Source organism: Lachnotalea sp. AF33-28 (assembly GCF_003477885.1).
Classification (GTDB): Bacteria; Bacillota; Clostridia; order Lachnospirales; family Lachnospiraceae; genus AF33-28.
The window spans coordinates 278,510-303,175 of sequence record NZ_QUEE01000004.1 but is presented as its reverse complement, the minus strand read 5'-3'; the positions used below and the strand labels follow the sequence as shown (position 1 = coordinate 303,175).

Genomic DNA, 24,666 nt, shown 5'->3' with positions numbered 1-24,666 from the left:
CTCCTGTCTGCATCAAAGCAGTCCCATAATATACACCCATGCCATGAGTCCTGTAAATGCCAGGTTCAGCAGAAATCCGATGCACCCGGCCCATCTGCTCTTTTCCTTCCGGATCATCCAGCCGCGAAGCCCATAGATGAGACCGGCTGCAGTGATAAACACAAGCACGCAGCCCAGAAACGCATCCGTTAAAGATACGTTGCCGTTGGACATCATAGCCCGATAAAAACAGAGGCCGCCGATCCCGGCCGAGACCGCCGCCAGCAGCAGGGACAGTATGGAATTAGGAGATTTCAGCTTCCATTTTTTTATCCATTTACCTGTATCCTCAGCCATTTTCCCTCACTTCCATGCCGCTCGCATATCATAGTCCCGCCCTCATCCGCGTTTTCTCCGGATCAGCCCCCACGTAAAATACAGCAGATACCCCGCCGCACCGCCCAGCGTGTTTAAAATCAGGTCGTCCACATCAAAGCTGCCCACCCGGAAGATCAGCTGCACCGTTTCTATGGCCAGGCTGAAACACAGAGTGCACAGGACCACCGTGACAAAATGCCGGGTACGCTTCCACAGAAGCGGCAGAAACAGACCGAAAGGCAGGAAAGCCGCCACATTCCCAGCCAGATTGTACAGCGCGGCAAACCGGTAGCGGGGTACGGACCACATAGCCGCAAACCGCCCGATCTCCCGAAAAGGGATCAGATTATAGCTGTACTCCTGTCCGATCTGCGTCCGGCCAAAGTATTCCGCGAAGAATACCAGATCCAGCAGAAACAAAAGATAGGCGGCAAAAAGCAGCAAATATAATTTTCTTCTCACATCAATGCCCGCGTTAAAAGGTGATTTCCGACTTGCGCTTCATCAGAAACGCCGCGTTTATGATGCAGCCCACACCGACAACAATACCGGCAACCAGCGTAAGGATTCCCATGATAAGGCTCACCGTGCCGGTTCTCTTCATGGTGTTGTAAATTCTTTCATTCATAACTAATGCCTCCGTTTCACTGCCGGCCTGTTATTCGGCGCCGTACTGTGCATAATATGCATCAATGGCGGCTTTCAGCTGATCGTCAATGATCACCTTCCCGTTATAAGGCCGGTTGTATAAATGCTCAATCACATCCGCCATCGTCACGATGGCAGTGGTTTCAAAACCGTAGGTCTCTCTCATTTCCTGCAGTGCGGATTTGGTGCCTTTGCCCCTCTCCATGCGGTCAACGGAAACGACCAGTCCCAGCACATCCACATTGCCCTGGGCATTTAAAATCGGCAGAGTCTCGCCGATCGAAGTGCCGGCGGTGGTCACATCCTCAATGATCACGATCCTGTCGCCGTCCTCTATGGGGCTTCCCAGCAGGATTCCCTTATCCCCGTGGTCCTTTACTTCCTTGCGGTTGGAGCAGTAGCGGATGTCCGTTCCGTACAGCTCGCTGATCTCCATGGACGCGGCCACGCTTAACGGGATCCCCTTATACGCAGGCCCGAACAGCACGTCAAAGTCTGTGCCGAACTTATCCGCGATAGCCCTGGCGTAAAATCCTCCCAGCTTGCGCAGCTGCGCGCCGGTGCGGTAAAAACCGGTGTTGATGAAAAACGGGGTTTTCCTTCCGCTCTTGGTAACAAAATCTCCAAATTTCAATACCTGGCAGTCCACCATAAATTCGATAAATTCCTGTTTGTAGCTTTCCATAATGCTCCTCTTTTCTGTACAGTATGCTGAATCTGTGTTTTTAAATTATTCTTTTACGGCGCCTATCAGCTCATTCACATCTTCTATGCCGTTTTCCCGCATGTAGTTTTCTATGCCTTCCGCGATTTCCACCGTCGCATACGGATTGTAAAAGTTAGCGGTGCCCACCGATACGGCCGATGCCCCGGCCAGCAGAAACTCAATGGCATCCTCCGCCGTCGCGATGCCTCCCATGCCGATCACAGGACAGGAAACCGCATGGGCGGCCTGATATACCATGCGAAGCGCCACCGGTTTCACCGCGGGCCCGGACAGGCCGCCGGTTTTATTGGCGAGCACAAATTTTCTGGTCCGCACATCGATCTTCATCCCGGTCAGCGTATTGATCAGCGACAGGATGTCCGCGCCTCCGGCCTCGGCCGCTTTGGCCATCACCGTGATATCGGTCACGTTGGGGCTTAATTTCATAATCACAGGCTGCTTTGCCTTCGCCTTCACCGCTCTGGTGATCGCTTCCACCGCTTTCGGATCCTGGCCGAATGCGATGCCGCCCTCTTTGACGTTGGGACAGGAGATATTGATCTCCAGAAGATCCACCGGCTCATCGGCCAGCCGTTCCACCACCTCCAGATAGTCCTCAGTGGTTCTGCCGCATACGTTGACGACGATCTTCGTATCAAACTGCTTCAGAAACGGGATATCCCTTTTGCAGAACAGGTCTATGCCGGGGTTTTGCAGCCCGATGGCGTTGAGCATGCCGCCGGCAGTCTCGGCCACCCGGGGGGTGGGGTTTCCCGGCCAGGGCACATTGGCCACGCCTTTGGTCACCACAGCGCCCAGCCTGTTTAAATCCACCAGTTCACCATACTCCGCGCCCGAACCGAAAGTGCCCGATGCGGTCATCACCGGATTTTTCAGAAGTACACCCGCCAGACTGACTTTCGTATTCATCAAAGCGTCACCTCCTCTGCCCTGAAAACCGGACCGTCCTTGCAGATCCTCTTATTATTCACATTGGTATGTTCGTCTTTCTCCTTAGACTTGCACACGCAGGCCAGGCAGGCTCCCACGCCGCAGGCCATGCGCTCCTCCAGAGAGATCCATGCCTCTGTGCCGCTCTCTGCGGCATACGCCTGTATGGCCTTTAACATCGGTGTCGGACCGCACGCATAGATCACATCCGCCTGAAGCCCTTCTGTGCGGATCGCATCCAGCACATTTCCCTTTGTCCCGGCGCTGCCGTCCTCCGTCGCCACATGTACACTGCCATAGGCTTCAAACTCTTCCTTTAAAAACATATGGCTGTCGCGGTACCCCAGCACGATCTGCTTCTGACCTGTTAACTGTCTGGCCAGCTCCAGCATGGGAGGAATGCCGATGCCCCCGCCGATCAGAATCGCCCTGCCCTCTTTAAGAGGAAATCCGTTGCCCAGCGGCCCCATCACCGAAACGTTTTCTCCCGCTTTGTATGCCGAAAACTCCTCGGTTCCCTTACCGGCCACCCGGTAAACGATGCGCAGCGCTCCCTGTTCTTTTGCAATCTCACAAATGCTGATCGGGCGCGGCAGAAGCTTCGCGCCGTCCCTGCAGTAGAGGGATACAAACTGTCCGGGCCTCGCGCAGGAAACCATCTCTTCCGCCTTGATCCACATGCTGTAAATATCCGTGCCTATTTTCTCCTGTGATACTACTTCCGCATTTATCTTCTGCATCATATCCTCATTTCCGCGCAGACTGCCGCGCTATTATCCTATAAATCCTCTGGACGCGTCATAAACGACTTTGCCATCCACGATGGTCATGCAGATCCTGCCCTGCACCTTTCTTCCGCCAAAAGGCGTGTTCTTCCCCTTGGAGGCAAATTCCGACGCGTCGATCACATATTCCGCTTCAGGGTCAAACAGCACAAGATCCGCCGTCTTTCCCTCCGATATATCCCCCTTACCGATTCCCAGTATCTTGGCCGGCACGGTGCTCATGCGCTCAATAAGCTCCGGCAGTGTCAGGACGCCGCCTTTTACCAGATTGGTATAGGACAGGGAAAATGCGGTCTCAGACCCCACAATTCCAAAGGGCGCACTTTCCAGAGGTTTTTTCTTTTCCTCTGCGCTGTGCGGCGCATGGTCCGTAGATATGCAGTCGATCACGCCGTCATGCAGCCCTGCCTTTAACGCCTCCACATCCTCTTTGGCCCTTAGAGGCGGGTTCATCTTATAATTCGCATCGTTTCCGGGTATCTCGTCACAGGTCATGGAAAAGTGATGGGGGCAAACCTCTGCGGTCACCTTTACACCTTCCTCTTTTCCCCACCGGATAAACGATACGCTGTCTTTTGTGGAACAGTGGCACAGATGCAGAGAAGCTTTCGTCTCCTTAGCCAGAAGGATATCCCTCACCGTAATCACGTCCTCCACGGAATTGCTGATCCCCTTTACTCCCAGCCGCTCTGCCGCCGGACCCGCGTTGACGCAGCCGCCGTTTACCAGGTTGATGTCCTCACAGTGAGCCATCACAAGCAGCGAGTGTTCCTCTGCCAGCTTCATCGCGTCCCGATACAGGTTGGCGTTCATGACGGATTTACCGTCTTCACTGATCGCCACAGCTCCCGCTTCTGCCATGCCGGCGATATCCGCCAGTTCCTGGCCCTGCTGCCCCTTCGTCACGGCGCCCACGGGGAGCACATGCACGATCGCATCTTCCTTCGCCTTATTTATAATGAATTTCACCATATCCGCACTGTCAATAGCAGGCTTTGTGTTGGGCATGGGGCAGATGCTCGTATAGCCTCCCCTTGCTGCCGCCCTGGAACCGGTTTTAATCGTTTCCTTATATTCAAATCCGGGCTCACGCAGATGCACATGTAAATCAATAAAACCCGGTGCAACACACAGGCCTTTTGCATCGATTACCTGATCCGCTTCCTCGGGTATATTCTTTGCTGCCTTTACGACCCTGGTTCCTTCAATCAGGAGATCCATGATGCCGTCGGTGTCCGTCGCCGGGTTAATTACTCTTCCGTTTTTAATCAGTAAGCTCATGATAGATTCCTTTCCTTCCATCCATTTGCGCCGCTAATACTCTAACACAAATCGACTGCAGTTTCAAGGCAGTCTCTGTATTATCTTAGCATATTTCAACTATGTTCTCAATCACTTTTCAAACGTTAGTTACTATTCACGGCTGCCGATAAAGCAGCGCATGTCGGTACAGAGCGTGTCCCAATGAGGACCATACTCTGTACCGACATGCGCGGGAAGTTTATGGCAACTGTGAATAGTAACAAACGTTACTATCTTAACAGAATAAAACATTTGACATTCCCGCACAATGCATGTATAGTTAATTAGTTAGCCCTATTCCGCATATTGTGCGGGACTACTGTGATATGGGGCCCGATAGAAAGGAATATGTATCATTTATGGAAATTGTGAAATTTAATGAATTAGGTCTCTCCGAGAAAATTTTGAAAGCTGTGGCAGCCATGGGCTTTGAGGAGGCTTCTCCCATACAGGCCAAGGCGATTCCTGCCGCCATGCAGGGCATTGATCTGATCGGTCAGGCGCAGACCGGTACCGGCAAAACTGCGGCTTTCGGAATCCCGGTGTTGGAAAAGATAGACGTAAAATCCAAAGAGCTGCAGGTACTCGTGCTCTGCCCGACCAGGGAGCTAGCCATCCAGACTGCAGAAGAGATGCGCAACCTGGCCAAGTATATGAGCGCTGTCAAGATTCTGCCGATCTACGGTGGACAGGAAATCGTGAAGCAGATACGCTCACTGAAAGCCGGCGTACAGATCGTCATCGGCACTCCCGGCCGCGTGATGGACCATATGAGAAGAAAAACGCTGCGTTTGGACAGTGTGCATACCGTGGTGCTGGATGAAGCGGACGAAATGCTCAATATGGGATTTCGTGACGACATAGAAACCATATTAAAGGAAATGCCCGAAGAACGCCAGACTCTGCTGTTTTCGGCCACCATGCCCAAAGCGATCCTGGATATCGCGAAAACATATCAGAAAGACGCCGTTACCGTAAAGGTAGTGAAAAAAGATCTCACGGTTCCCAGCATCGACCAGTTCTATTATGAATGCAAGCCGAAGAATAAAGAAGAGGTGCTCTGCAGGCTTCTGGACATTCATGCGCCCAAGCGCTCCCTCGTCTTCTGTAATACAAAGCGTCAGGTAGATGAGCTGGTGACAGCTCTGGTTGGGCGCGGATATTTCGCCGCAGGTCTTCACGGAGACATGCAGCAGGCCCAGAGAGACCGCGTGATGAAGAGCTTCCGTGACGGCAGGACCGATATCCTGGTGGCCAGCGATGTGGCGGCCAGAGGAATCGATGTGGACGACGTAGAAGCGGTATTTAACTATGATCTGCCCCAGGACGATGAGTACTATGTGCACCGCATCGGCAGGACCGGAAGAGCAGGGCGCACCGGGAAGGCCTTTTCCTTTGTGTCCGGCAAAGAAGTCTATAAGCTGAAGGAGATCCAGCGCTACTGCAAGACCAAGATCTACGCGCAGAAAATCCCGTCCATGAACGATGTGGCCATGACTAAGATGGGCAATCTGCTGGAGCAGGCCGATACGGTTATCAAAAATGAGGATCTGACCACGCTGATCAACGCCATAGAGGAAAAGATCAACGATGAGGACTATACGGCCCTCGACATCGCCGCCGCTCTGCTCAAACTGGCCGTTAAGGACAATGACAGCAGCGTGGATGAAGATGAATATGATCTGGACAATACGGGCGCGGAAAACGGCATGGTGCGCCTCTTCATCAATATCGGCAAATCTCAGAAGGTGAGCCCCAAGGACATCCTGGGCGCCGTAGCCGGCGAAAGCGGTATCCCCGGCAGACTGGTGGGTGCCATCGATATCTACGATAAATATACCTTTATCGAGGTTCCCAGAGAATACGCCGAAGACGTGCTGACCTCCATGAACCAGGCAAAAATCAAAGGCAAGAATATCAACATGGAACCTGCCAACCGTAAATAAGCCGCCCCTCCCTTTAACGGGCCGGGATCTGCCGGGCATACTGTGCGCCGCCCGGCGCACTAAAAAAGAGCTCACGCATCAAGACACCATTGATGCCCGGCTCTTTTTTTGTTCTTCTAGCTATCTCTGCTCCCGATACTCCGACAGGCGCATCTCAAAGGAACCGTTTCCTTCGGTCATGGACATCAGCTTTGCATAAAAATCCCTGGCGGGTTCATACTCCACGCCCCCGCTTAGGATAATTTCGCTGCCCGCATAAGCAGACTCCGCTATTTCCGCTTTCATCCTGCCCAAAGCCTTCAGCACCTCCCTCTCGCAGACGGCCGGCGCGGTCAGATCAAACCGCATATACGGCTTAAGGATGCGGGTGCCGGACTTTACAAGTGCCTTCTTAAGCACCAGCGGGGCCAGCCTCCTGTATGCGGCAGGCGTCCCCATAACGCTGTCATAGTCGGCATCCGTAAAGACTATCCGCGTATCCGTGAGCTCATGTTCCAGAACATGAGCGGCGCCCATTTCCACACCTTCTCTCACAGCGTTCTGAAAGGGTTTCTCAATAAAGCCAAAAGAGACTCTCGTTTCATACTGTATGCCGCTGCCAGGCGGCAGCGGTTCGATCTGAAGCACAATACCGGCATAATAGGGATTGCCCCGGTCACCTTCACGGATGCCGGCCGAAGAAGGAGCCGCAGGTTTCTCCTTTTGCACGGTGGAGAGCTCATTAAAGAGAACTTCCAGATGATATTTGTCCTCCAGTATATTCTGAAGGATTTCGATCTGAAGCTTTCCAAAGAGCCTGAGCATAATCTCGCCGGTTCCTTCCCGTATTGAAAGCGCAAGGCTGGGGTTCTCACACATCAGCTCCTGCAGCGCGGACAGCAGCAGGCTGCGCTTTTTAGGATCCGCCGGACGGATGCAGACAGTAAGAAGGGGCTCCGCTATATTTCCATCGCCTTTTAGGGGCCGGCTGCAGCCGATAAAATCACCGCATCTTAGGCATTCCACATCATAGAGGATGCCGATATCATCCGTTTCCACCCTGACCGCCGGCTGCTCTTTTCCCTTCGACAGGCAGTACAGGCTGCCTACGGTAAACAGTTCACCCAGCCTGCAGTTTCGCTCTTTCTCACGCAGCCGCAGGCTGCCGGAAAACACACGCAGGTATGCTTTTTTATGATGCCGCTCATCCCATTCGATTTTATATACATAAGCAGATGTCGTTTCCTCTCTGCGCACTCTCCCCCCGCACGAAAACCAGAGGGAAACGGCATCCAGGAGTTCCCTGACACCCACATCTTTAAGCGCCGCGCCGAAATATACCGGGTAAAGCGAGGACTTTTGTATACGGAAACGCAGCCATCCCCGATACTCCTCCTGCCGGATCCTATCATTTTCCAGGTAACGTTCCATCAACGTTTCTGAACGCATCAGTATCTGTTCACAGAGCTTTTCCTCATCAAAGCCATAGCTTCGTACACGGCAGTCCTTTCCCGCCAAAGCCTCCTGCATGATCAGGCAGCGGTCCGTCAGAGTCTCTCTGATCCTGCGGCAGACCTCCTCCGGCTCCACTCCGGGCCGGTCAATCTTGTTCACAAAGAGGATGACCGGCAGCTTCATCCGGCGCAGCTGGCGGAATATCCTTCTGGTCTGAGACTGCACGCCCTCTCTGGCGGAGATCACCAGAATCACCCCATCCAACACCCTAAGGGAGTTTTCCACCTCGGCCAGAAAGTCCATATGCCCGGGCGTATCTATGAGATTGATCTTCATGCCGTTTAATTCAAAGGATACTGTAGAGGAGCGGATCGTCATCCCCCGCCTCTGCTCCAGCTCCATAGAATCCGTTACCGTATTTCCATGATCCACACGTCCCATCTGCTGTGTGGTGCCGCAGTGATAGAGGATGCTCTCGGTCACCGTTGTTTTACCGGCATCCACATGGGCCATAATTCCCAGATTCAATATTCTGTTTTCCATATATATGCACATCTTTCTTTCGCCAGCCGTAACATTCCCTTATGGGAAGCGGGACTGTCTGCCATGGCCGTGTGTGCATACTGTCCTTAACATGAAAAAGGACTCTAAAAGCACAAAAAAACCACAGTCTGAGACTGTGGTTAAAAAAGACATATCCAGGTCTTATTTAAACTCCAGGCAGGCTGACGCAATTATTATGAAATTCCCGTATACTCTTGTCTTACTCATAGAAAATCAGCCTCCTTATAAATGATTAACCTTATTCTAGCACATCCTGTTGTTTTGTCAAGCTGCTTATGATGTTTGCAGCGTTACAACCGCAGTTTATCATAGCAGATATAAATGCACAGCCTAAGGAGCAGGTTCAGCGTAAGGATGACAGCTGCCATCTGAAATGCTCCTCTGTCGGAAACAGCTGCTGTGCAGGTGAATATCAGCAGCATATAGGCGAAAAGATCGGCCTGTATACCTCCGCTTTTATCATACAGCCTCTGCCGGCGCCGTTCCTTCTCTCCGGGCCCGTCCAGCTGTTTTAAGAGAACATCTTTCAGAAGCTTTTTCTGATGCAGGATCTTATACAGGATGAAGAGCAGGCCGCAGCACAAAGCCGCCCGGCAGAACCAATCCCCACAGCGGATTCCCCCGCTGCCGTTTCCCATCTGTCCGACCGCCGCCGCGTATAGTAAAAGCGCTGCCCCTGCTGCGCTTAAGGCTGCTATCTTCGCTCTGATTCTGTCCGCGTACTTCACCTGATTTCCCCCTGACGTTTCGCTTAATCCGCCCTTTTATTACATAATCACGATTATGTTGTTAACTCTCTAAATGCTCTGGGCGCCGCGGCTATTTGTACCGGGCAGGACCGAAAATGCATAACAGTATGGACGAAAAAAAGACCGGCATTCAGCCTGGCAGGGCCTCCGGTCTGTTTTTCGTTTTCTTTTTTCTGTTCTTCTTAAAAAGTCTGCCGCCTGCCAGTTCTTATTTTTGACTTTTTTCGAAGTATGTATTGCCAAACACTGCTTTTATGCTATAATTTTAAAATAAAGGACGCATCCGCTGACGACATAATCGTGATTATGTTGCCAGCATTTTTTGTACCCGTTCCAGGCGGCTTAGATGATTCTCCCCTGTTTCTGCCGTATAAATCCGGGTGGTATTGACGGTGCTGTGTCCCAGCAGGTCCGCCAGGCGAACGATATCTTTCTCCAGCGAATAGAAGGTTCTGGCGAACAGATGCCGCAGATTATGAGGAAAGACTTTCGATGCGGGCACACCGGCCCTGCTGCACAAGGCCTTCATCTCCCTCCAGATATTGCTCCGGTTTAAGGGCTTTCCGCTTTTTGTAATGAACACAGGTCCTGTTTTGATGCCCGTTCTGCCTGCATATCCCTTCAAAAGTTTTTTCAGCCGGGAAGGGATGAAAATCACCCTGGTTTTGTTCTTGCAGTCCACCGAAGCTTTTCCGGCTTTGACCGACTCCACCGTAATATACTTAAGCTCGCTGACCCGGATGCCGGTCCCGCAGATCGTCTGGATCACCAGGGACAGCCTGGTGCTGTCGGCAGCCTTTACAAGCCGCTTGTATTCCGCATTTGTCAGCAGTTTATCCTCCTGACAGAACATCTGCCGCTGGATCTTTAAAAGCTTAACACAGCATCCCTCCGCTTTTATAAACCGCAGATAACAGTTGAGCGATACCAGCATGGAATTGACGCTGGCAGCGGCATACCGCTGGATCAGATTCCTCTTATATGCGATCACTTCCTCTTTGCAGAGAGGCCGGTCCTTCAGATATTCACAAAAAGCACTGGCATCCCTCACGTATTTTTCCACTGTAGCCGGACTCTTCTCTTCGCTCCAAAGATAATTTTTAAATTCTGTTACCGGTACATTTACTGTGTACTGCGTAATTTCCATCCCAGGTTCCTCCATTGTCCGATGATTGCCGGCCGGCTCCGCACAGAACAGATGTGCGTTTTGCGCACATTTGGGCGTATCCTGCCGCCATGCACAGCGCAGGGGGCCAATAGGAAATCACTCCGTAATTTCCTGTTGAATGAGAAGCCGGCCATCTTTATATTTCCCCATTTCAGACAATAGTATCATGAAGCCTGCTTATCTGTGATAATATTCTTTGAATCTCTTTATATCCGCACTGTCAAGCGCTTTTCTGCATATACAGAAATCATCCAGAACAGCTGCCAGGCAGCAGGATAAATCAGCCTCCTCCCAGCCTATAAACAGCCCTGCATCCTTTGGAAGCCGCATATCCCGCGGGAGATCCCATACGCTGACTCTGTCAAAATCAACCCATACGGTGAGTTTTCTGTTAGTTATGTCGACCGTCAGCGCCAGAAAAATCCACTTGCCCGCCGTATTTACCGGCACCGCCGCTTTCACAGGGCACGCAGGTTTTGCAGATATGCCCTTTTCTTCCAGCAAAACCGTATCCGATCCAACCGACAGACAGAATACCGGTTCGGGATCCTCATTCCGGACAGATGCTCCGATGCCGGCTATGATCCCACGTTTCAGGGATGCATCCGGCCGGACCCAGCAGATGAGAGAAAAACCATCCGTCAGGGAAGGACATGGCATGGACAGATATCCGTCTTCCAAACGTATCCCCTGTCCCCTGATACCGTCTACGAAATACAGCTTGCCATGCCTCTTTGTCCCCTCCGGAAAGGGCCCATCCGCTTCCATCGGCAGGTACAGCACAGGATCCAAATCTGCAAAAGCCGTCAGATATTTCCCGTTCTCTTCCATCGGCACATCGGCCGTGCGAGGGGGTATATCGCAGGATTTCTCCGTTTTGGGAATCTCATCCATACCGTCCGCAAACAATCCCTCCGGAACATGCCCGGTCCATCCGTCAGGCTGCCGTATCCCAAGCGCATGAAGAATTGCCGGAGACGTATCTCTGACCCGCATATTCGTAAGATGTGTTTTACATACATTGCTGCCGGCGGCATAGAAGCAGACATATTTCTCCGCATCCGTGGACCCGCCATGGCTTCCGCCCTCCCCGTTATTGGGCGTCCCGCCGTGATCCGCCTCCACCAGGATCAGAGTATCCGAAAGCCAGCCGCGCTTTTCAACCGCATCCACAATGCGGCCGATATAGCCGTCATTTACTGTGATCATCTCCAGATGTTCCGCTGATCCGTAGCCGAATCTGTGGCCTTTGCCATCCACGCTGTCAAACTGGAAGTACAGAAGCGTGAAATCATTTTCGTTAATATACTCTATGGCCGGTTCAATCAGATCGTAGTCCTTCGCGTTGTACTTATAAACGCCGAGTCCTTCCTCGATGATCCCCTTATTCACCGATCTCCAATCGCAGAAAGAAGCCAGCTTCGCATCTGGCATCGCCTCTCTGATTACCCGGAATACCGACGGATACGGCGAATCCGAAGGGTAAGGAACTGATCCGGCAATCGAATTTGTCAGACCGTGCATGGTGCAGTCCACTCCGTGCAGCATGGAGCCCCAGCACTCCGCGCTTATGGAGGGCAGCTCCGTCAGCGTACGGTTTGAAACGGCCCCTTCTTTAAAAATCCGGTCAATATTCGGTGTTTCCGCCTGTTCAAAAAAAGTGCCTGCGCCGTCAATTCCAAACAGAATGACTCTTTTTGTCTGTTTCTTTAACTTATCCATTCCTTTCCTATCCCCCTGACATTTTGATATCCATCCATGCGGCCGGTCCTCACCAGCGCTCTTATCATGGCCATGTACACCTTGTGACCGCATATTCGTCGTCATTATAGTCCATAATTGCACATTCGGCAATATATATTTGTAAATTTATTTTATCAATTGGATTGTACCGGTTGACAGGTAGGGAGGAAAGTCGCATAATAGGAACAAACAGGAGGGGAGAAAAAGATATGCAGAAATACTTCGAATGGTTTGGTCTGCCAGGATCGTTTGTGCTCTCAATGCTTTTATCGCTGTTCGCACTTGTGATGGCGCTCATTTTTCCCACCGGTGACCGTATGCTCTGCCTTGCGGCCATGGCGTTTTCGACCATGGGGGATATTGTGCTGATGAATTTTAAAAAGATCGGCGATCGGATGCCGGTACGGTATTTTTATGTGGGCGCAGCTCTTTTCATGCTCGCACATTTTCTATATTTCTGTGCGTTTTTAAATGTGATACTGGGCAGCGGCTTTCCATATTTCAATCCGGGATTTTTTGCCGCCGCAGCGCTCGTGCTCACAACAGGCTTAACGGTCGGCGCCGCGGCGTTTAAAAAGGGCAGTGCGGATAAAAAGATGTATCTTCTGGCCATAGTCTATATGGCTGTGATCGGAGCTAACTGCGAAACCATCTCCTCTTTCGCATATTCCGCCGGCGGGACTGCCTGGATCGCCGCAGTTGGAGCGCTGTCATTTTTTATATCGGATCTTCTCATCGGCATCCACAGGCTCCTGGGTATTACCTCGCCGCGGCTTCAGTCGGCGGTATGGTGGTTTTATCCTGTCGGGCAGATATTGATCCTGCTGCGCGGATAACGGCGGCCTGGCGGTCAGCCGCCGTAAAACCGGTCATAATAGATATAAACGCATAGCTTCACCAGTATGGAAAGGCCAAGGATCGATAAGGACAGCCCAAAGGCGTCCATATTGGACAGCGCCGCCGTACAGGTAAAGATGAGCAGGATATAGAGGATGATGTCAAACACGATGCCGCCGCTCTTGTCGTAGACCCACTGCCTGCGCTCATCCATTTCCCTGACAGCCTCCTGCTTCAGGGCAAGGCTGTTTTTCAGAAGTTTATGATTGCAGCGGATCTTATACAGAATCCAGATCATGCCGCCGAAAAAGATGATCCTGCTGATCGCCTCCGCCAGATGCGTCTGATATCTGCTGTCTCCCAATCCCAGTTCTCCTATCACCACCATATAAACCAGCATTGCCGCAAAAGCCGCCCAAAGAAACCCGATTCTTTTTTTAATTCTGTCAGCATAGCCCTTCATATTTCTCATCCTCCTTTTCTTTATTTTCCTTAAGACAGTACAGTTCTTCCACCGATGTCCCGAAAATCTCCGCAATGCGGTAAGCAAGCAGAAGGGACGGATTATACTGTTCCCGTTCCAATGAGATGATGGTCCGGGAGGATACGCGTACCAGATCCGCCAGCTGCTGCTGTGTCATGCCTGCGGCCATGCGCAGTTCTTTCACCCTGTTTTTCATGGCTCCGCTCCTTTTGTTCACTGTGTCTCTTTGCTTTTAGATCATGCAGAATTCATCCGGTTACTGTCTGCACGGCTGTCGTAAACCTACCGCGTATGACAGGCCAGAGTATGGTCCTCATTGGGACGCGCTCTCGCTCCGTGAAGCGCGCAGATCGTCACCAACCGCCAGGTTGATGACCTGCGCGCACATCAGTGCGCTTCCTTGTGCGGGTTTTGCGGGATCCCTATGAGGACCATACTCTGGCCTGTCATACGCTGCTTTATCGGCAGACGTGAACGACGTGAACAGTAACAAAATCCGTCGTGATCTGCGCATGAATATGATGTATGCCTTGTATGAAGCTCACTTCACATGAAGTATACTTCATATTATACGCGGATCCGACCGGATGTCAAGTATTTGGATAGACGAAATGATATGTTACGATTCGTAACAAAAATAGCTTTTCACAAATGGAAAGTTTGCTTTACATTTCGAAAACGCTGTGTTATACTATGATGGAAAGTTGACTTTCCATCGCAGTCTAGCGAGGAGGTGAAATGGTGAAAAACCGATTGGATGAACTGCGAAAAAGCAAGGGGATCAGCCAGGAAGAACTGGCGGCTGTTTTAGAAGTATCCAGACAAACCATAGGATCACTGGAAAACGGAAGGTATAATCCTTCCATTACATTAGCGTTCAAAATAGCGAAATATTTTGAACTGAGTATTGAGGATATTTTTATTTATGAGGAGGAATGAACATTGAAAAAAAATGCAGCGAATTATTTTTCTGCTATTGCCGGTTTAATATTATTAATTATTGGACTGATTTCGTTAAAAGTGATTGATAATCCGCAAGGTGTTATGCTTACTCTGCCCTATCTTTGTGTAGGAATTGGCTGCGGTATCTTTGGCGGAGGTATGGGAAATATCCTTGGTGAAAGGGCATTTAAAAAACATCCGGAACTTAAAAAGCAGAAAGAAATTGAAGAAAAAGACGAACGAAATGTAAGCATTGCAAATCAGTCAAAAGCTCGTGCATATGATATGATGGTATTTGTCTTCGGTGCCATAATGTGTTCTTTTGCACTGATGAATGTGGAATTAAGGGCTATACTTCTCTTGATTTGTGCGTATTTGTTTGTAATAGGTTACGGTGTTTTTTACCGTTTTAGGTTGGAAAAAGAATTGTAGATGCCGACAGATCTGTGCAGGCATTTACCATGTCCGCCATCCGCAGGGACAAGGATGACCAACCGGTGCACCGCCGAAAAGCCCTTAACTGCGTTATCCACAGTTAAGGGCTTTTCGGTTTCTTTCATGTTTCCCACACACTCCTGCCAGACCGGCCAGTCTTGTTTTCTGAATGTTCCGGCATCCTCTTTACCACGTTTTCTCCCAATCCTGTTTTACAAATTCCTGTACGAAACCAACCTTTTCATAAAAAGGCTGACCTCCTGCAATACAGGAAAGTGCTCCCATGCTTTGAGTCCGGCGCATAGCTTCGTATAGGGCGGCTTTTGCCAGACCTAGCCTCCGGTAGCTGGGATCCGTGCATAGGGGTTCAAGATATGCCTCCCTGCATTCCGGTTCATACCACATACCGCAATAGACAGCGTAATCACCGTTAGGGGCTTTGACAACCAGGTTCAGCTCCGGGCGGAAATGCGGACCTGACTGCATCACCCGCCGGGTATCAATATCGCATTGCGGCTCGCCGGGATGGTCAAATCCCCGCCACATGACGCGGTTGATCTTTTCAAGATCATTTTCTTCCTGAAGGCTTACGATCGTAAAGCCTTCAGGAAGCGCACATACAGGAATCTCGTTTGAAAGATCGAAGAAGCCATTCCACTCGCTGCCAACAAGATGATACCCTCTCTCCAACAGCAGCGCCTTCATCTCCGTATCGGTATCGTGCAGTCTGCTAAGCCTTAAGGTTCTTGTACCGTCCTCATTTATTTTCGATAAGTTTTCCTCCGCATAACTCAAAATCTCCGGCTTAAGAAAATTATAGTTCGGATTGATTTGCAGCATAAATTCACCGAGATACCACTCCATATTGGCGACAGCGACAATTTCGCCCTCATTTTCCCAAATACCAATCCGTGGAAACACCGTCCATGGAGCAAGACTATGGGTGTGCATATACTCCCACTCTGAGGGATAAAAGTTTCCGTCTGCATTATGGAAACGGTGATTGGCAATCAGAAACTGTCTGATTGGTTCAAAATCAGCCAACGGTCTGTAATTTCTTATTGTGATCTTCATACAAAAGTCTCCTTTGCTTTTGCGGCAGTGGAAATTAACGGTAACAGTTCAACCGACGCTTCTTTTTGACCGAAAAAGCAGGTCACTTATTCCCACTCGCTCCTGTTCAGCGTGTGCTAAACAGTTTTGCTTATGGGTTTTAGCTCAAAGTATTTACATTGTTTTCATTATCCTAATAGTTTGGGCTATCTGATTTTTTGTTGCCATGGTGTTGCCACGAAATTATAACAGTTAATAATTTACAGCCAAAATTCTGCACACTTATCAAGTACCACCTTACGTTCCTTCCAATCAGGCATCAGCATAGCAAGAAAACCGTAAAACTGCTTGGAATGGTTCGGGTGAATAAAGTGACAAAATTCATGCATCACCACATACTCAATACAGCTTCGGGGAGCTTCCAGCAACCGTTTATTTAATGTGATTATTCCTTTTTTCGATAGGCATGAACCCCATCGCGTATCCATATCACGAATGCGCAGTGTCGGCTGGGCTACACCGTATTTCTGAAACAGCGGATAAATTTCCGCCATAATCTCACCAAACTGATCTTTGCATTGTTGATCTAAAAATCGCACCACAATGCGCTCTTTATTTTTTACGTCTGTGGTGTCTTTTACCTGAAGAAAAATGTATACACCGTCTGAATGGATTGCATTTTTTGGGCCTTCTACAACCTTCAGCCGCAGCCCTCGGCCTAAAATGCAAAATGTCTCTCCACTGATATACTGTTTTGCTTGTGGACGATATTGAGCCAGTTCCTGAAATCGTTGCAAAGCGGATAGAATATAGGCTCCCTTGCTGACCACAAATTCGTCCACTTTATCAACTGGAACACTATCATTTGCTGATACATAGACGCTGCCGTCTTTTCTAATTCGAAGATTCAAATTTTTGACTGGCTTTTGCTCCAAATGATAGACGATCTCTTTTTCATCGAACATGACTTTGCGTGGGATTGAAATTGATGTCATCCTCAAAACCTCCGCAGAGCAACGGTTTTGACATTCTCTATGATCTTGTCGACCACATCAAATGAGAGCTTCATTCCGCGCGTTTTCTCGTACTCATAAAACAGGTCATCAATATCCTGTGAGATGCGATCATGAATGGTCTTGTTGTTTGTCCAGTCCACCTGGCTATGCTTTGCGATGATCTTCGTAATTTCCTCAGCTATTTCTGCGACAAAATCCGGCTCAACACTTACAGACTTATCATCATCAAGAATGGCAGAAAGCACACCGTAAAATGCCTGCGCATGAACATTATTCTTAATGGATTCCGGGTAACTTATAGAACTGCGTCCAGCGTGATAATCTTCCATAATGGTACGCATCTTGGCCAGATACTCAGCCTCTGTAATCACTTGTTCTTTATACTGATCCAATGCATCCTTTATTCTCTTGGAAAAGCTGCCATAGTAGGCGGGATTTTCATCATACTTCTCGCTGATGCTCTTTGTCATGCGGCTTGTGATTGCATCGGCTTTCGCACGAAGTGATCCAAGCTCGTCCAGTTCCTTTTCAAAATCATCTTTATTTAGAATGTTGATTGGGCTTGTAATCTGGCGGACACCGGCTACAGATAAGTGGGTATCTAAAAGATTTTGCATCAGTGGTTCATACTCGCTGTTGTCTATGGCATCGCAATAACGGATCTTTACGCTGCGTCGCACCTTTGCAAAAAAGATAAACGTACTTTGATATTTTTTCAGTTCGTCCTTCGGAACAGCAGCATAAGCTTGCTCAGAATTCAACACCAGATTGAGAGCCTTTCCAAAGGCGCACAAAAGATTATAGAAGTCCTCGCGAATCTTATTATCCGCAAGAAAAACTTCCACTTCCTCTGCGTCCGCTTTATTTCGAACAGCGACAAACAGTTCGACCAGTCGGGTATACGAATCACGCAAGGTTCCGACCGATGACATAACATCCACAACCGCACCCTTCAAGTCTCCGCTGTCGAAGTTCTCAAGGCCAGCGCCACTGTACATATCCATCGCAGTATCCAGCTTTTCAATCAGTCCACGATAATCAACGATCAGGCCATAGTCCTTACCTTCGTGAAGCCGATTAGTGCGGGCGATGGCCTGCAAAAGACCATGCTCTTTCAGTTCTTTGTCAATGTATAGCACTTGGCAAATGGGTGCGTCAAATCCCGTGAGGAGCTTGCTGCAAACGATGAGAATGTCGATTTCGCCATCGCAGAACTTGTTTTTTATAGCCTCTTCATAACGGTCTGCATCGCCGTACTGACGCATCATTTTGTTCCAGTACGCCACGACCTTATCGTCAGTGCCCTCATCCATGTCATCAACACTCTCGCGCATATCCGGCGGTGAGATAACCACAGCACACGTCAGGTCACCAAACTGCTCAAAGCATTCAAGATAGCGAACCGCATCTCTTTTATAGTTCGTGGCAAGCATAGCCTTAAATCCGGTATTTTTATAGCCCTCAATGAAATGAGTGTTAATATCAAGGGCAATACGCTTAATCCGTGCATCGGTGGATGTCAGGCGGCGGATACTGCTCCATTTTTTTGCCAGGTCTTCCTTCTGCGCATCTGTCAGCCGCTTAGTGGTCTGCTCAAACCAAAGGTCAATGTTTTCCTCATCAACATTCTGATCCACAAAACGCCCCTCGTAGATAAGTGGAACAATAGCTCCGTCGTCCACACCGTCTTTTATCGTGTACTTATGGATCAGCTTACCAAACGTGGACATGGTGTTCTTTTCTTTCTTCATCAAAGGCGTTCCGGTAAAGCCAATATAGCAAGCGTTCGGAAATACGCTGCGCATTTTAGTTGCCATAAGGCCGTAATTTGAACGGTGGCTCTCGTCCACCAGAATAAAGACATCTCTGGACTCGTTTTTAGTCGCCATACGCTCAGCGGTATTGAACTTGTTAATGATGCTCGTAATCACATCCGCTTTGCCGCTGTTTACAAGTTCAACAAGATGCCGTCCACTGGTAGCACGGGCAGGGTTCAACCGTGTGTGCGCAAATGTAGCTGCAATTTGCCCGTCCAGTTCCTTACGGTCAGTGACGATTACAACTCTGGGATGGCAGTCTGTTAGCTCCATGAGGATATACTTTGCCAGCATGACCATGGTCAAACTCTTGCCGCTGCCTTGCGTATGCCATATAACACCGCTCTGACGATTGCCACGCTCGTCGATTTCACCAATGGTTTTTACAATCTCCTTAATTGCAAAATACTGCTGATAGCGGCAGATTTTTTTGACATTGGCGTCATAGAGAATGAAATACCGCATAATCTCCATGACACGTTCTTTGCTAAACAGTGAAATAATGTTTTTATCTTGTTCTGTGGGCATACGGTCATCAAGCAGCCACACAAGCTGGCGACTCATAAATGCTTCGTTTTGCTCTTTCCAGACATTCCAGAACTTTTTCGGAGTTCCGGCTGTGGCGTATTTGACAGCATTCTTGTTGGTGGCCATAACGATCTGAGCGTACTTGAAGAGCTGAGGGATATAGTCCGCCTGCTGATTACGCACGGTCTGTTCTACCGCCTGATCGACGGAAATCTGCGGCACTTTGCATTCGATCACCGCAAAGGGAATACCATTGATAAACAGCACAATATCAGGGCGAGCATTATGCTGCTTGTCCTGACCTTCAACGACATATTCCCCCGTCACATGATAAAGATTGTTTTCGGGGTGTTCCCAGTCAATGTACCTAAGGTTAAAACTGAGCATTTTCCCGTCACCCACAGTTTCTGGATAGCTTTTACCCAGCAGCAGTGCGTCATAAATCTTCTCACTGGTACGAACAAGTCCATCTGTCAGAGGTTCGTCCAGATCCTCCATGGCACGTTCAATATTTGCGGCAGAAAACTCGTTTTCTGCGCCAGCGTAGATGTAGCGGTTGAGTCGACGCAACTGGCCACGCAGAATATCTCGGAGTAGCACATGGTAGCTGCTGCCACGCTGCATGGCGCAGTCCTCCGGAGATATGTAGATATAGCCCATGGCGCGCAGCAAATCAATGGCAGGCTGCTGGCTGGCGTTCTTTTCAAGATATAAATCTGGTCGAAGTATTTGATCCATATTTCTCACAACCTTAGTCAATATTGCCTTCAATCAAGCCTTTGAGTTCCTCAAGACCTTCATCCAGCTTTTTCTTTTCCCTTGCAGGCAATTTTTCGGGAACCAGTCCGATCATTTTCTGTGTATCAGTAAACATTTTGTATGCGCTTGCAGGTATGTTCATCACCGCTTGCTCAGTCTTAATTGCCTCTCGAGCCGAAATCTCATCAATGATCTGCTTCATGTATTGAGACATACTGCTTCGGGCAGAGTAATCTGCCGGAGCATAGAAGTTAATTCGGCCATCGTTGAAAAGCTGATACACCTTTTTTCGGTTGTCTTTTTGCGGATCAAACACCCCAATTGCGTATCCACCCTTGCTTTTCACCAAACGCATACAGGGAATGTCGGTAGCACTATCGCCAACATAAACGATGTTTTCATAAGGAACATAAAGCTGGTTTTCCGGCATACTGTCATTTACACGCTCGTCATACTCTTCAAAAATGCCTTTGGCAATTCTAAAGATATATTGCGTTTTGTTCGTGTAGTTAATTGCCTGCGTGGCCCAGACCGCTATGCCATCAGGGTCATACATATAGGAAGATGCGTAAATTCTCTTAAACTTAGAGGCGATCTTGCTACCCTCAATGATTTCCTTCAAGCCGGATGAAATAATGTAATGCTCCAGTACGATTCCTTTGCTGTCAGCATATTTGTTCATACGGTCGAACCATGTCTCAACGCCTTTATAAAGAGGCACATGTGTCCCCGCTTCATGAAAGTATTCGCGGCGCAGCGATTTACCCTTAAATTTTGAATATCGAATTAGCTCATACATCCACGCAAGATTGTTGTCCATCAGGTTGTCCACCGCTCGTTTGTTGGAATCCTTCCAGAAATCATCCTTATCAATTCCAAACGAGGGAATCAGCGTGAATGCCTGCATATCATCAGGTGAAAGCGTTTTATCAAAATCATAACAGATTGCCATTCTGGGCTTTTGGGCTCGGATTTCTTCAATTGCTTTTTCGTACATAAGTGCCTCCTTTCACGGCGCTATATAAAAGCCGGAATATCGGGGCGGGAAAATCCCGCCTCGCTTCCTGTGCTTAGTCTTGTTTCTCCTTGGTGACACCCTTAAACTTGCCGCCGGTCATCTTTACATCCATGAACCGTCCGGTTTTGGTATCACGCTTTGTGTAGAGTCCTGTTTTGGGATTGAAACTCTGCGTTCTGCCCTTGACTGCGCCATTTCTGTGGCCATCACCACTTGGGGGATTCGTTGCCATTGTGTCTCACCTCCTACACATGGAATTCTTTGTTCAATCGCAATTGATTTACAACTTTATTGATAGTAGCTTTTATTTGTGGTTGTAGTTTTTTGTAATCAGATATCTTTAGGTAAAACCAACTTTCTGGCGATATTATCTCTGATGTCAGATCATATTTAATTTGAGTAATAAGCAAAGAGTAAGAAGATATCATTTCCCATCCTGTTTCTGCATTTGTTCCATCAGCATTAGAATATGATAACTGTTGCATATGTATTGCAATTGCAACAGTGTCTTTACTTCCATACGAGAGCACCTTAGATAGTATTTCAGAATACTCATCTACTGATAGCAGTTTCTGCTTTCCTTTAGGAAGCATCCGATTCATCATTTGGCAAATCTCATAGGGCAATGATTTTATTGCTTCCGCATTAAGCGTAATTTTACCCTTTTTGACTTCATCCCGAAAATTCTTTCGAGTCATGAAATAGGTAATTATGAAACCTAATATCGTAATGAAAACCATCAGAATGGTGTCGAAGTGATTGAGGAAAAAATGTTTCACGCGTTAACCCTCACAATGCCTGTCAGCAGAAGCTGCATCAGGGACTTCTTCTTTTTCTCCTCTGCCTCAATATCTTTTTGCAGTAGTTCGATCTCATGGTCAGCAGCAGAGAGAACAGCCGCAATGGCAGATTGCTCTTCTAATGTCGGTAAACAAATTTTTTCTGTACCATAATCTTTGAAATAAACATGTGGTATTGTCGATCCGCTTGAATATTTTGAAAAATCGATGTTACACATAATGTAATACAAAAAAGCAATATGCACTGTTTCCTTTGGGAAAATGCATCCTATGGTTCCAATTGTTGAAGAATACGCTTGGCATTGGCGAACTCTTCCAGCTCCAGCGCCATCTTTTACTATCGAAATATATTCTTTGCTGTGTTCGTAAAAATCGACATATGCACAGATGCTATTTGCATCATAAACAGGATATGTATTCTGGCCCGTGTAATTTTCAAGTGCTCCTGCCGTTTGAGATGATGTTTTATACAAACTAACATCACTGATTCTACACTTTTTCCATTTGTCATTGAATTCCAACAAACGTTTTTTGCCAGTCAGGAGTTTCTGCATCAGATATTTTTTCTGACGTTGTTTTTCTACGAGCAACTGCTCTTTTAACTCAATTACCTTCTCCTGAGTGGAAAGGATGCTGGCAATTTTCTGCTGATCTTTCACTGGCGGCAGAGCAACTCGAATAGGGGTAAATGAATACCAATATAAACGTAGTCTAAAATCGGTTACACCATACGACTGCCGATGAATGGTGTGTACCATCCGATTTGTTTTCATGTAATAATCCATGAACATAGGGTCAACCATATCATTTGGCTCTGCAACAATATACGCAGGGCTGACCATTCCCTCAGTCCGAACGGTACCAATAGCTCCCTGCCACGCTCGCATCATATTAAAAACCAGATCCCCGGTCGCAGCCCGCTTGTACTGAGTTTTATCCTCGATCCGCTTTACCTTTTTGGGCAGATCCTCTTCATCGACCTCTCCATCAGAAACACCGGAATGAATCGACACCATCAGGAGAGGAAGGTTCTCATTTCCTGGTTCCTTGCGCTCAGTATAGACATCTCCAAGGCTGACTTCAGTCCAATCATCGGGGACAATTCCTGTTTTTGTTCTTTTATAGCCCTCCGGCACGTTTCCGTGCCGGAGCTGCTCAATTCGTGTTTTGACTTTTGCCGTCATTTTTGCTCACCGCTCTTCTCTTCGGTGGTTTTATCATCTTGCATAAGCGCCACAATTTTGGCTGCGTGCTTTCTACAGGAAAGATAATAGACTACTGCTATTGCGGCAAAAGCAATAGCCAACCGTTGTTTTGTAGCACTAATAGACATGGCAAACATCACCAAGAAGAGCACAATTCCTGTACGTGACAGAGCGTACTCTCTGGAAAACGTACTCATAATGGGATACTGCTTTTTCTTCTGGTTGAACAAAACATAGTTGTCGTTAAAGGAAATTAGCTTAACCCATTTGAGAAACGGCTCAACAACAACGGAACCAGTCCGATTGATAATCAAGCCAATTTCATACGTTGCGGCAAACGCACATACAGTTATCACTATCTCCGGTCCTGTCCCAATGTTCTTGACGATTTCATTATTAAGCACCGTTAAAGTCTGATCCGGATAAATAATTACACATCCACCAATGAAAATCAGGCCAGTCAGTAACATATTCAAAATATTATAAAAGGGTACTTTAATCTCCATCACACTGCTCCTTTCGGCATGAAAGAACCAAGATAGTTTCCGAGGACACTATTTTTTGCGCCTTCGTCACTGAGGAACGAGGTATCATATCCGTAGTCAGCTTTGGAAACATACACATGAACTTTATCTCCGCTACAGTCAAACACGATGTCACCAGCGCTATTTTGCGTAATCGTGTTATATCCAGAGTAGTAGTTCAGGTACTTGGAGGGTGCTTCGCCAATCACGATAACATGAGGATCAATTTTTTTGAGGATGTCATCGGGCACTTTTCCAGACTCTCGACCGTGGTGCGGTGCAAACAGCACATCCACTTTGGTCCAGTCTACTTGATCTTTGATTTTCTCGAGAAAGTCATGCTCCATGTCACCCATCCACATAACCACAATACCGTTTTCAACAGAGTAGGTAAAGATAGGCGAAATATTATTAAATCCCGTTCCCTCCGTGACGGCAGAAAGCGCTTCCTTAAACTCTGAATTTGTAATGATAGGCCATTTGAAATTGATTCCTGCGCATCCCCGCTCTTCATCGCCAATATTCATCCACTTCCGCGAGCACCCTTTGCTGACATAATACGCATGTTCTCCATCTCTCAGGGCGCAGTAGTGCTTAAAGTCATCGGTTTCATCGTCCTTGGTTGCTTCATTTTTAACGCAGTAGAAATTAACAATTCCCATCTGACCATCTAAGTATTTCAGTCCCTGCAAATGATCCTCGTCAGGATGTGTCGAAATAAAGCGGGTGATACCTTTGTTGTCACTCTTACTTTTAAGTTCCGATGTGATTTCTTTTTTGTTGTAGTCGTCCATATAGCAATCAATAATAGAAAAATTATCACTATTATGGTCGATGTAGAACATATCTCCGTCACCAACAGAAAACGATTTAATAATACTCATAAAAACCTCTT

General features: G+C 48.2%; 26 protein-coding genes. 4 read left to right on the top strand and 22 right to left on the bottom strand.

Translation table 11 applies throughout. The annotated features are described in order from the left end of the window. Positions 1 to 12: 12 nt before the first annotated feature. The 7 genes from DWZ56_RS08005 to DWZ56_RS07980 are packed head-to-tail and all read right to left on the bottom strand — an operon-like array spanning position 13 to position 4,728. On the bottom strand, positions 13 to 336 hold the full coding sequence (locus DWZ56_RS08005) for a DUF6142 family protein (RefSeq protein ID WP_118555822.1): 324 nt from the start codon (positions 334 to 336) through the stop codon (positions 13 to 15). A gap of 42 nt (positions 337 to 378) precedes the next feature. Then, positions 379 to 819 carry a VanZ family protein gene (locus DWZ56_RS08000; RefSeq protein ID WP_243095130.1) on the bottom strand — a complete coding sequence of 147 codons (441 nt, stop codon included), beginning with the start codon at positions 817 to 819 and terminating at the stop codon, positions 379 to 381. A gap of 13 nt (positions 820 to 832) precedes the next feature. Then, positions 833 to 985, bottom strand: a complete 153-nt coding sequence (locus DWZ56_RS22900) for a hypothetical protein (RefSeq protein ID WP_176928192.1) — start codon at positions 983 to 985, stop codon at positions 833 to 835. Between the two features lie 30 nt (positions 986 to 1,015). Continuing rightward, the gene (gene pyrE, locus DWZ56_RS07995) at positions 1,016 to 1,690 is read right to left on the bottom strand and encodes an orotate phosphoribosyltransferase (protein ID WP_118555820.1); all 675 of its coding nucleotides are present in this window, start codon (positions 1,688 to 1,690) and stop codon (positions 1,016 to 1,018) included. Positions 1,691 to 1,735: 45 nt separating this feature from the next. Then, positions 1,736 to 2,641 (bottom strand): dihydroorotate dehydrogenase, encoded by a 906-nt coding sequence (locus DWZ56_RS07990; protein WP_199679567.1) that lies wholly within the window; start codon positions 2,639 to 2,641, stop codon positions 1,736 to 1,738. Beyond that, on the bottom strand, positions 2,641 to 3,405 hold the full coding sequence (locus tag DWZ56_RS07985) for a dihydroorotate dehydrogenase electron transfer subunit (RefSeq protein ID WP_118555818.1): 765 nt from the start codon (positions 3,403 to 3,405) through the stop codon (positions 2,641 to 2,643). Before DWZ56_RS07985 ends, DWZ56_RS07990 begins: the two co-directional genes overlap by 1 nt. Before the next feature lie 30 nt (positions 3,406 to 3,435). Continuing rightward, positions 3,436 to 4,728 carry a dihydroorotase gene (locus tag DWZ56_RS07980; protein ID WP_118555944.1) on the bottom strand — a complete coding sequence of 431 codons (1,293 nt, stop codon included), beginning with the start codon at positions 4,726 to 4,728 and terminating at the stop codon, positions 3,436 to 3,438. Positions 4,729 to 5,108: 380 nt separating this feature from the next. Between DWZ56_RS07980 and DWZ56_RS07975 the strand changes: the two genes are divergently transcribed. After that, positions 5,109 to 6,695 carry a DEAD/DEAH box helicase gene (locus DWZ56_RS07975; RefSeq protein WP_118555942.1) on the top strand — a complete coding sequence of 529 codons (1,587 nt, stop codon included), beginning with the start codon at positions 5,109 to 5,111 and terminating at the stop codon, positions 6,693 to 6,695. 120 nt (positions 6,696 to 6,815) lie between these two features. Here the strand turns inward: DWZ56_RS07975 and DWZ56_RS07970 are convergent, their stop codons facing one another. The 4 genes from DWZ56_RS07970 to DWZ56_RS07955 form a co-directional block, all read right to left on the bottom strand. Then, positions 6,816 to 8,672, bottom strand: a complete 1,857-nt coding sequence (locus tag DWZ56_RS07970) for an elongation factor G (RefSeq protein WP_158584495.1) — start codon at positions 8,670 to 8,672, stop codon at positions 6,816 to 6,818. Between the two features lie 311 nt (positions 8,673 to 8,983). Then, positions 8,984 to 9,421, bottom strand: a complete 438-nt coding sequence (locus DWZ56_RS07965; RefSeq protein WP_118555816.1) for a hypothetical protein — start codon at positions 9,419 to 9,421, stop codon at positions 8,984 to 8,986. 325 nt (positions 9,422 to 9,746) lie between these two features. Continuing rightward, positions 9,747 to 10,589 (bottom strand): tyrosine-type recombinase/integrase, encoded by an 843-nt coding sequence (locus DWZ56_RS07960; protein WP_176927938.1) that lies wholly within the window; start codon positions 10,587 to 10,589, stop codon positions 9,747 to 9,749. 198 nt (positions 10,590 to 10,787) lie between these two features. After that, complete coding sequence (locus DWZ56_RS07955; RefSeq protein ID WP_158584494.1) at positions 10,788 to 12,332, bottom strand: alkaline phosphatase family protein; 1,545 nt, start codon at positions 12,330 to 12,332, stop codon at positions 10,788 to 10,790. 230 nt (positions 12,333 to 12,562) lie between these two features. On the opposite strand from DWZ56_RS07955, the gene DWZ56_RS07950 reads away from it, so the two are divergent. Then, a complete protein-coding gene (locus tag DWZ56_RS07950) occupies positions 12,563 to 13,189 on the top strand; it encodes a lysoplasmalogenase family protein (protein ID WP_118555813.1) in 627 nt (208 codons plus the stop codon). A gap of 14 nt (positions 13,190 to 13,203) precedes the next feature. On the opposite strand, the gene DWZ56_RS07945 is transcribed toward DWZ56_RS07950, so the two are convergent. Both DWZ56_RS07945 and DWZ56_RS07940 read right to left on the bottom strand, forming a co-directional pair. After that, a complete protein-coding gene (locus DWZ56_RS07945) occupies positions 13,204 to 13,653 on the bottom strand; it encodes a hypothetical protein (RefSeq protein WP_118555812.1) in 450 nt (149 codons plus the stop codon). Beyond that, positions 13,637 to 13,870, bottom strand: coding sequence for a helix-turn-helix transcriptional regulator (locus tag DWZ56_RS07940; RefSeq protein WP_118555811.1), 234 nt, complete (start codon positions 13,868 to 13,870; stop codon positions 13,637 to 13,639). Before DWZ56_RS07940 ends, DWZ56_RS07945 begins: the two co-directional genes overlap by 17 nt. Positions 13,871 to 14,415: 545 nt before the next feature. Here DWZ56_RS07940 and DWZ56_RS07935 point away from each other — a divergent pair. After that, entirely contained in the window at positions 14,416 to 14,613 is a 198-nt protein-coding gene (locus DWZ56_RS07935) for a helix-turn-helix transcriptional regulator (RefSeq protein WP_118555940.1), read from the top strand. Positions 14,614 to 14,616: 3 nt separating this feature from the next. Continuing rightward, entirely contained in the window at positions 14,617 to 15,048 is a 432-nt protein-coding gene (locus DWZ56_RS07930) for a hypothetical protein (RefSeq protein ID WP_118555810.1), read from the top strand. 189 nt (positions 15,049 to 15,237) lie between these two features. On the opposite strand, the gene DWZ56_RS07925 is transcribed toward DWZ56_RS07930, so the two are convergent. The 9 genes from DWZ56_RS07925 to DWZ56_RS07885 form a co-directional block, all read right to left on the bottom strand. Next, a complete protein-coding gene (locus DWZ56_RS07925) occupies positions 15,238 to 16,125 on the bottom strand; it encodes a GNAT family N-acetyltransferase (protein ID WP_118555809.1) in 888 nt (295 codons plus the stop codon). A 239-nt stretch (positions 16,126 to 16,364) separates the two neighbouring features. Beyond that, positions 16,365 to 17,099, bottom strand: coding sequence for a M48 family metallopeptidase (locus tag DWZ56_RS07920; RefSeq protein WP_118555808.1), 735 nt, complete (start codon positions 17,097 to 17,099; stop codon positions 16,365 to 16,367). Positions 17,100 to 17,101: 2 nt separating this feature from the next. Continuing rightward, positions 17,102 to 20,203 (bottom strand): type I restriction endonuclease subunit R, encoded by a 3,102-nt coding sequence (locus DWZ56_RS07915; RefSeq protein WP_118555807.1) that lies wholly within the window; start codon positions 20,201 to 20,203, stop codon positions 17,102 to 17,104. A 13-nt stretch (positions 20,204 to 20,216) separates the two neighbouring features. Beyond that, positions 20,217 to 21,221 carry an HAD family hydrolase gene (locus tag DWZ56_RS07910; protein ID WP_118555806.1) on the bottom strand — a complete coding sequence of 335 codons (1,005 nt, stop codon included), beginning with the start codon at positions 21,219 to 21,221 and terminating at the stop codon, positions 20,217 to 20,219. Positions 21,222 to 21,294: 73 nt separating this feature from the next. After that, positions 21,295 to 21,474 carry a hypothetical protein gene (locus tag DWZ56_RS07905; protein ID WP_118555805.1) on the bottom strand — a complete coding sequence of 60 codons (180 nt, stop codon included), beginning with the start codon at positions 21,472 to 21,474 and terminating at the stop codon, positions 21,295 to 21,297. Positions 21,475 to 21,487: 13 nt separating this feature from the next. Then, positions 21,488 to 21,847: a hypothetical protein gene (locus DWZ56_RS07900; RefSeq protein WP_147369397.1), complete on the bottom strand. Its 360-nt coding sequence runs from the start codon at positions 21,845 to 21,847 to the stop codon at positions 21,488 to 21,490. A 170-nt stretch (positions 21,848 to 22,017) separates the two neighbouring features. Further along, complete coding sequence (locus tag DWZ56_RS07895; protein WP_118555803.1) at positions 22,018 to 23,226, bottom strand: restriction endonuclease subunit S; 1,209 nt, start codon at positions 23,224 to 23,226, stop codon at positions 22,018 to 22,020. Then, positions 23,223 to 23,753, bottom strand: coding sequence for a hypothetical protein (locus tag DWZ56_RS07890; protein WP_118555802.1), 531 nt, complete (start codon positions 23,751 to 23,753; stop codon positions 23,223 to 23,225). Before DWZ56_RS07890 ends, DWZ56_RS07895 begins: the two co-directional genes overlap by 4 nt. Continuing rightward, positions 23,753 to 24,655 (bottom strand): hypothetical protein, encoded by a 903-nt coding sequence (locus DWZ56_RS07885; protein ID WP_118555801.1) that lies wholly within the window; start codon positions 24,653 to 24,655, stop codon positions 23,753 to 23,755. The genes DWZ56_RS07890 and DWZ56_RS07885 overlap by 1 nt, the downstream gene beginning before the upstream one ends. Positions 24,656 to 24,666: the final 11 nt, after the last annotated feature.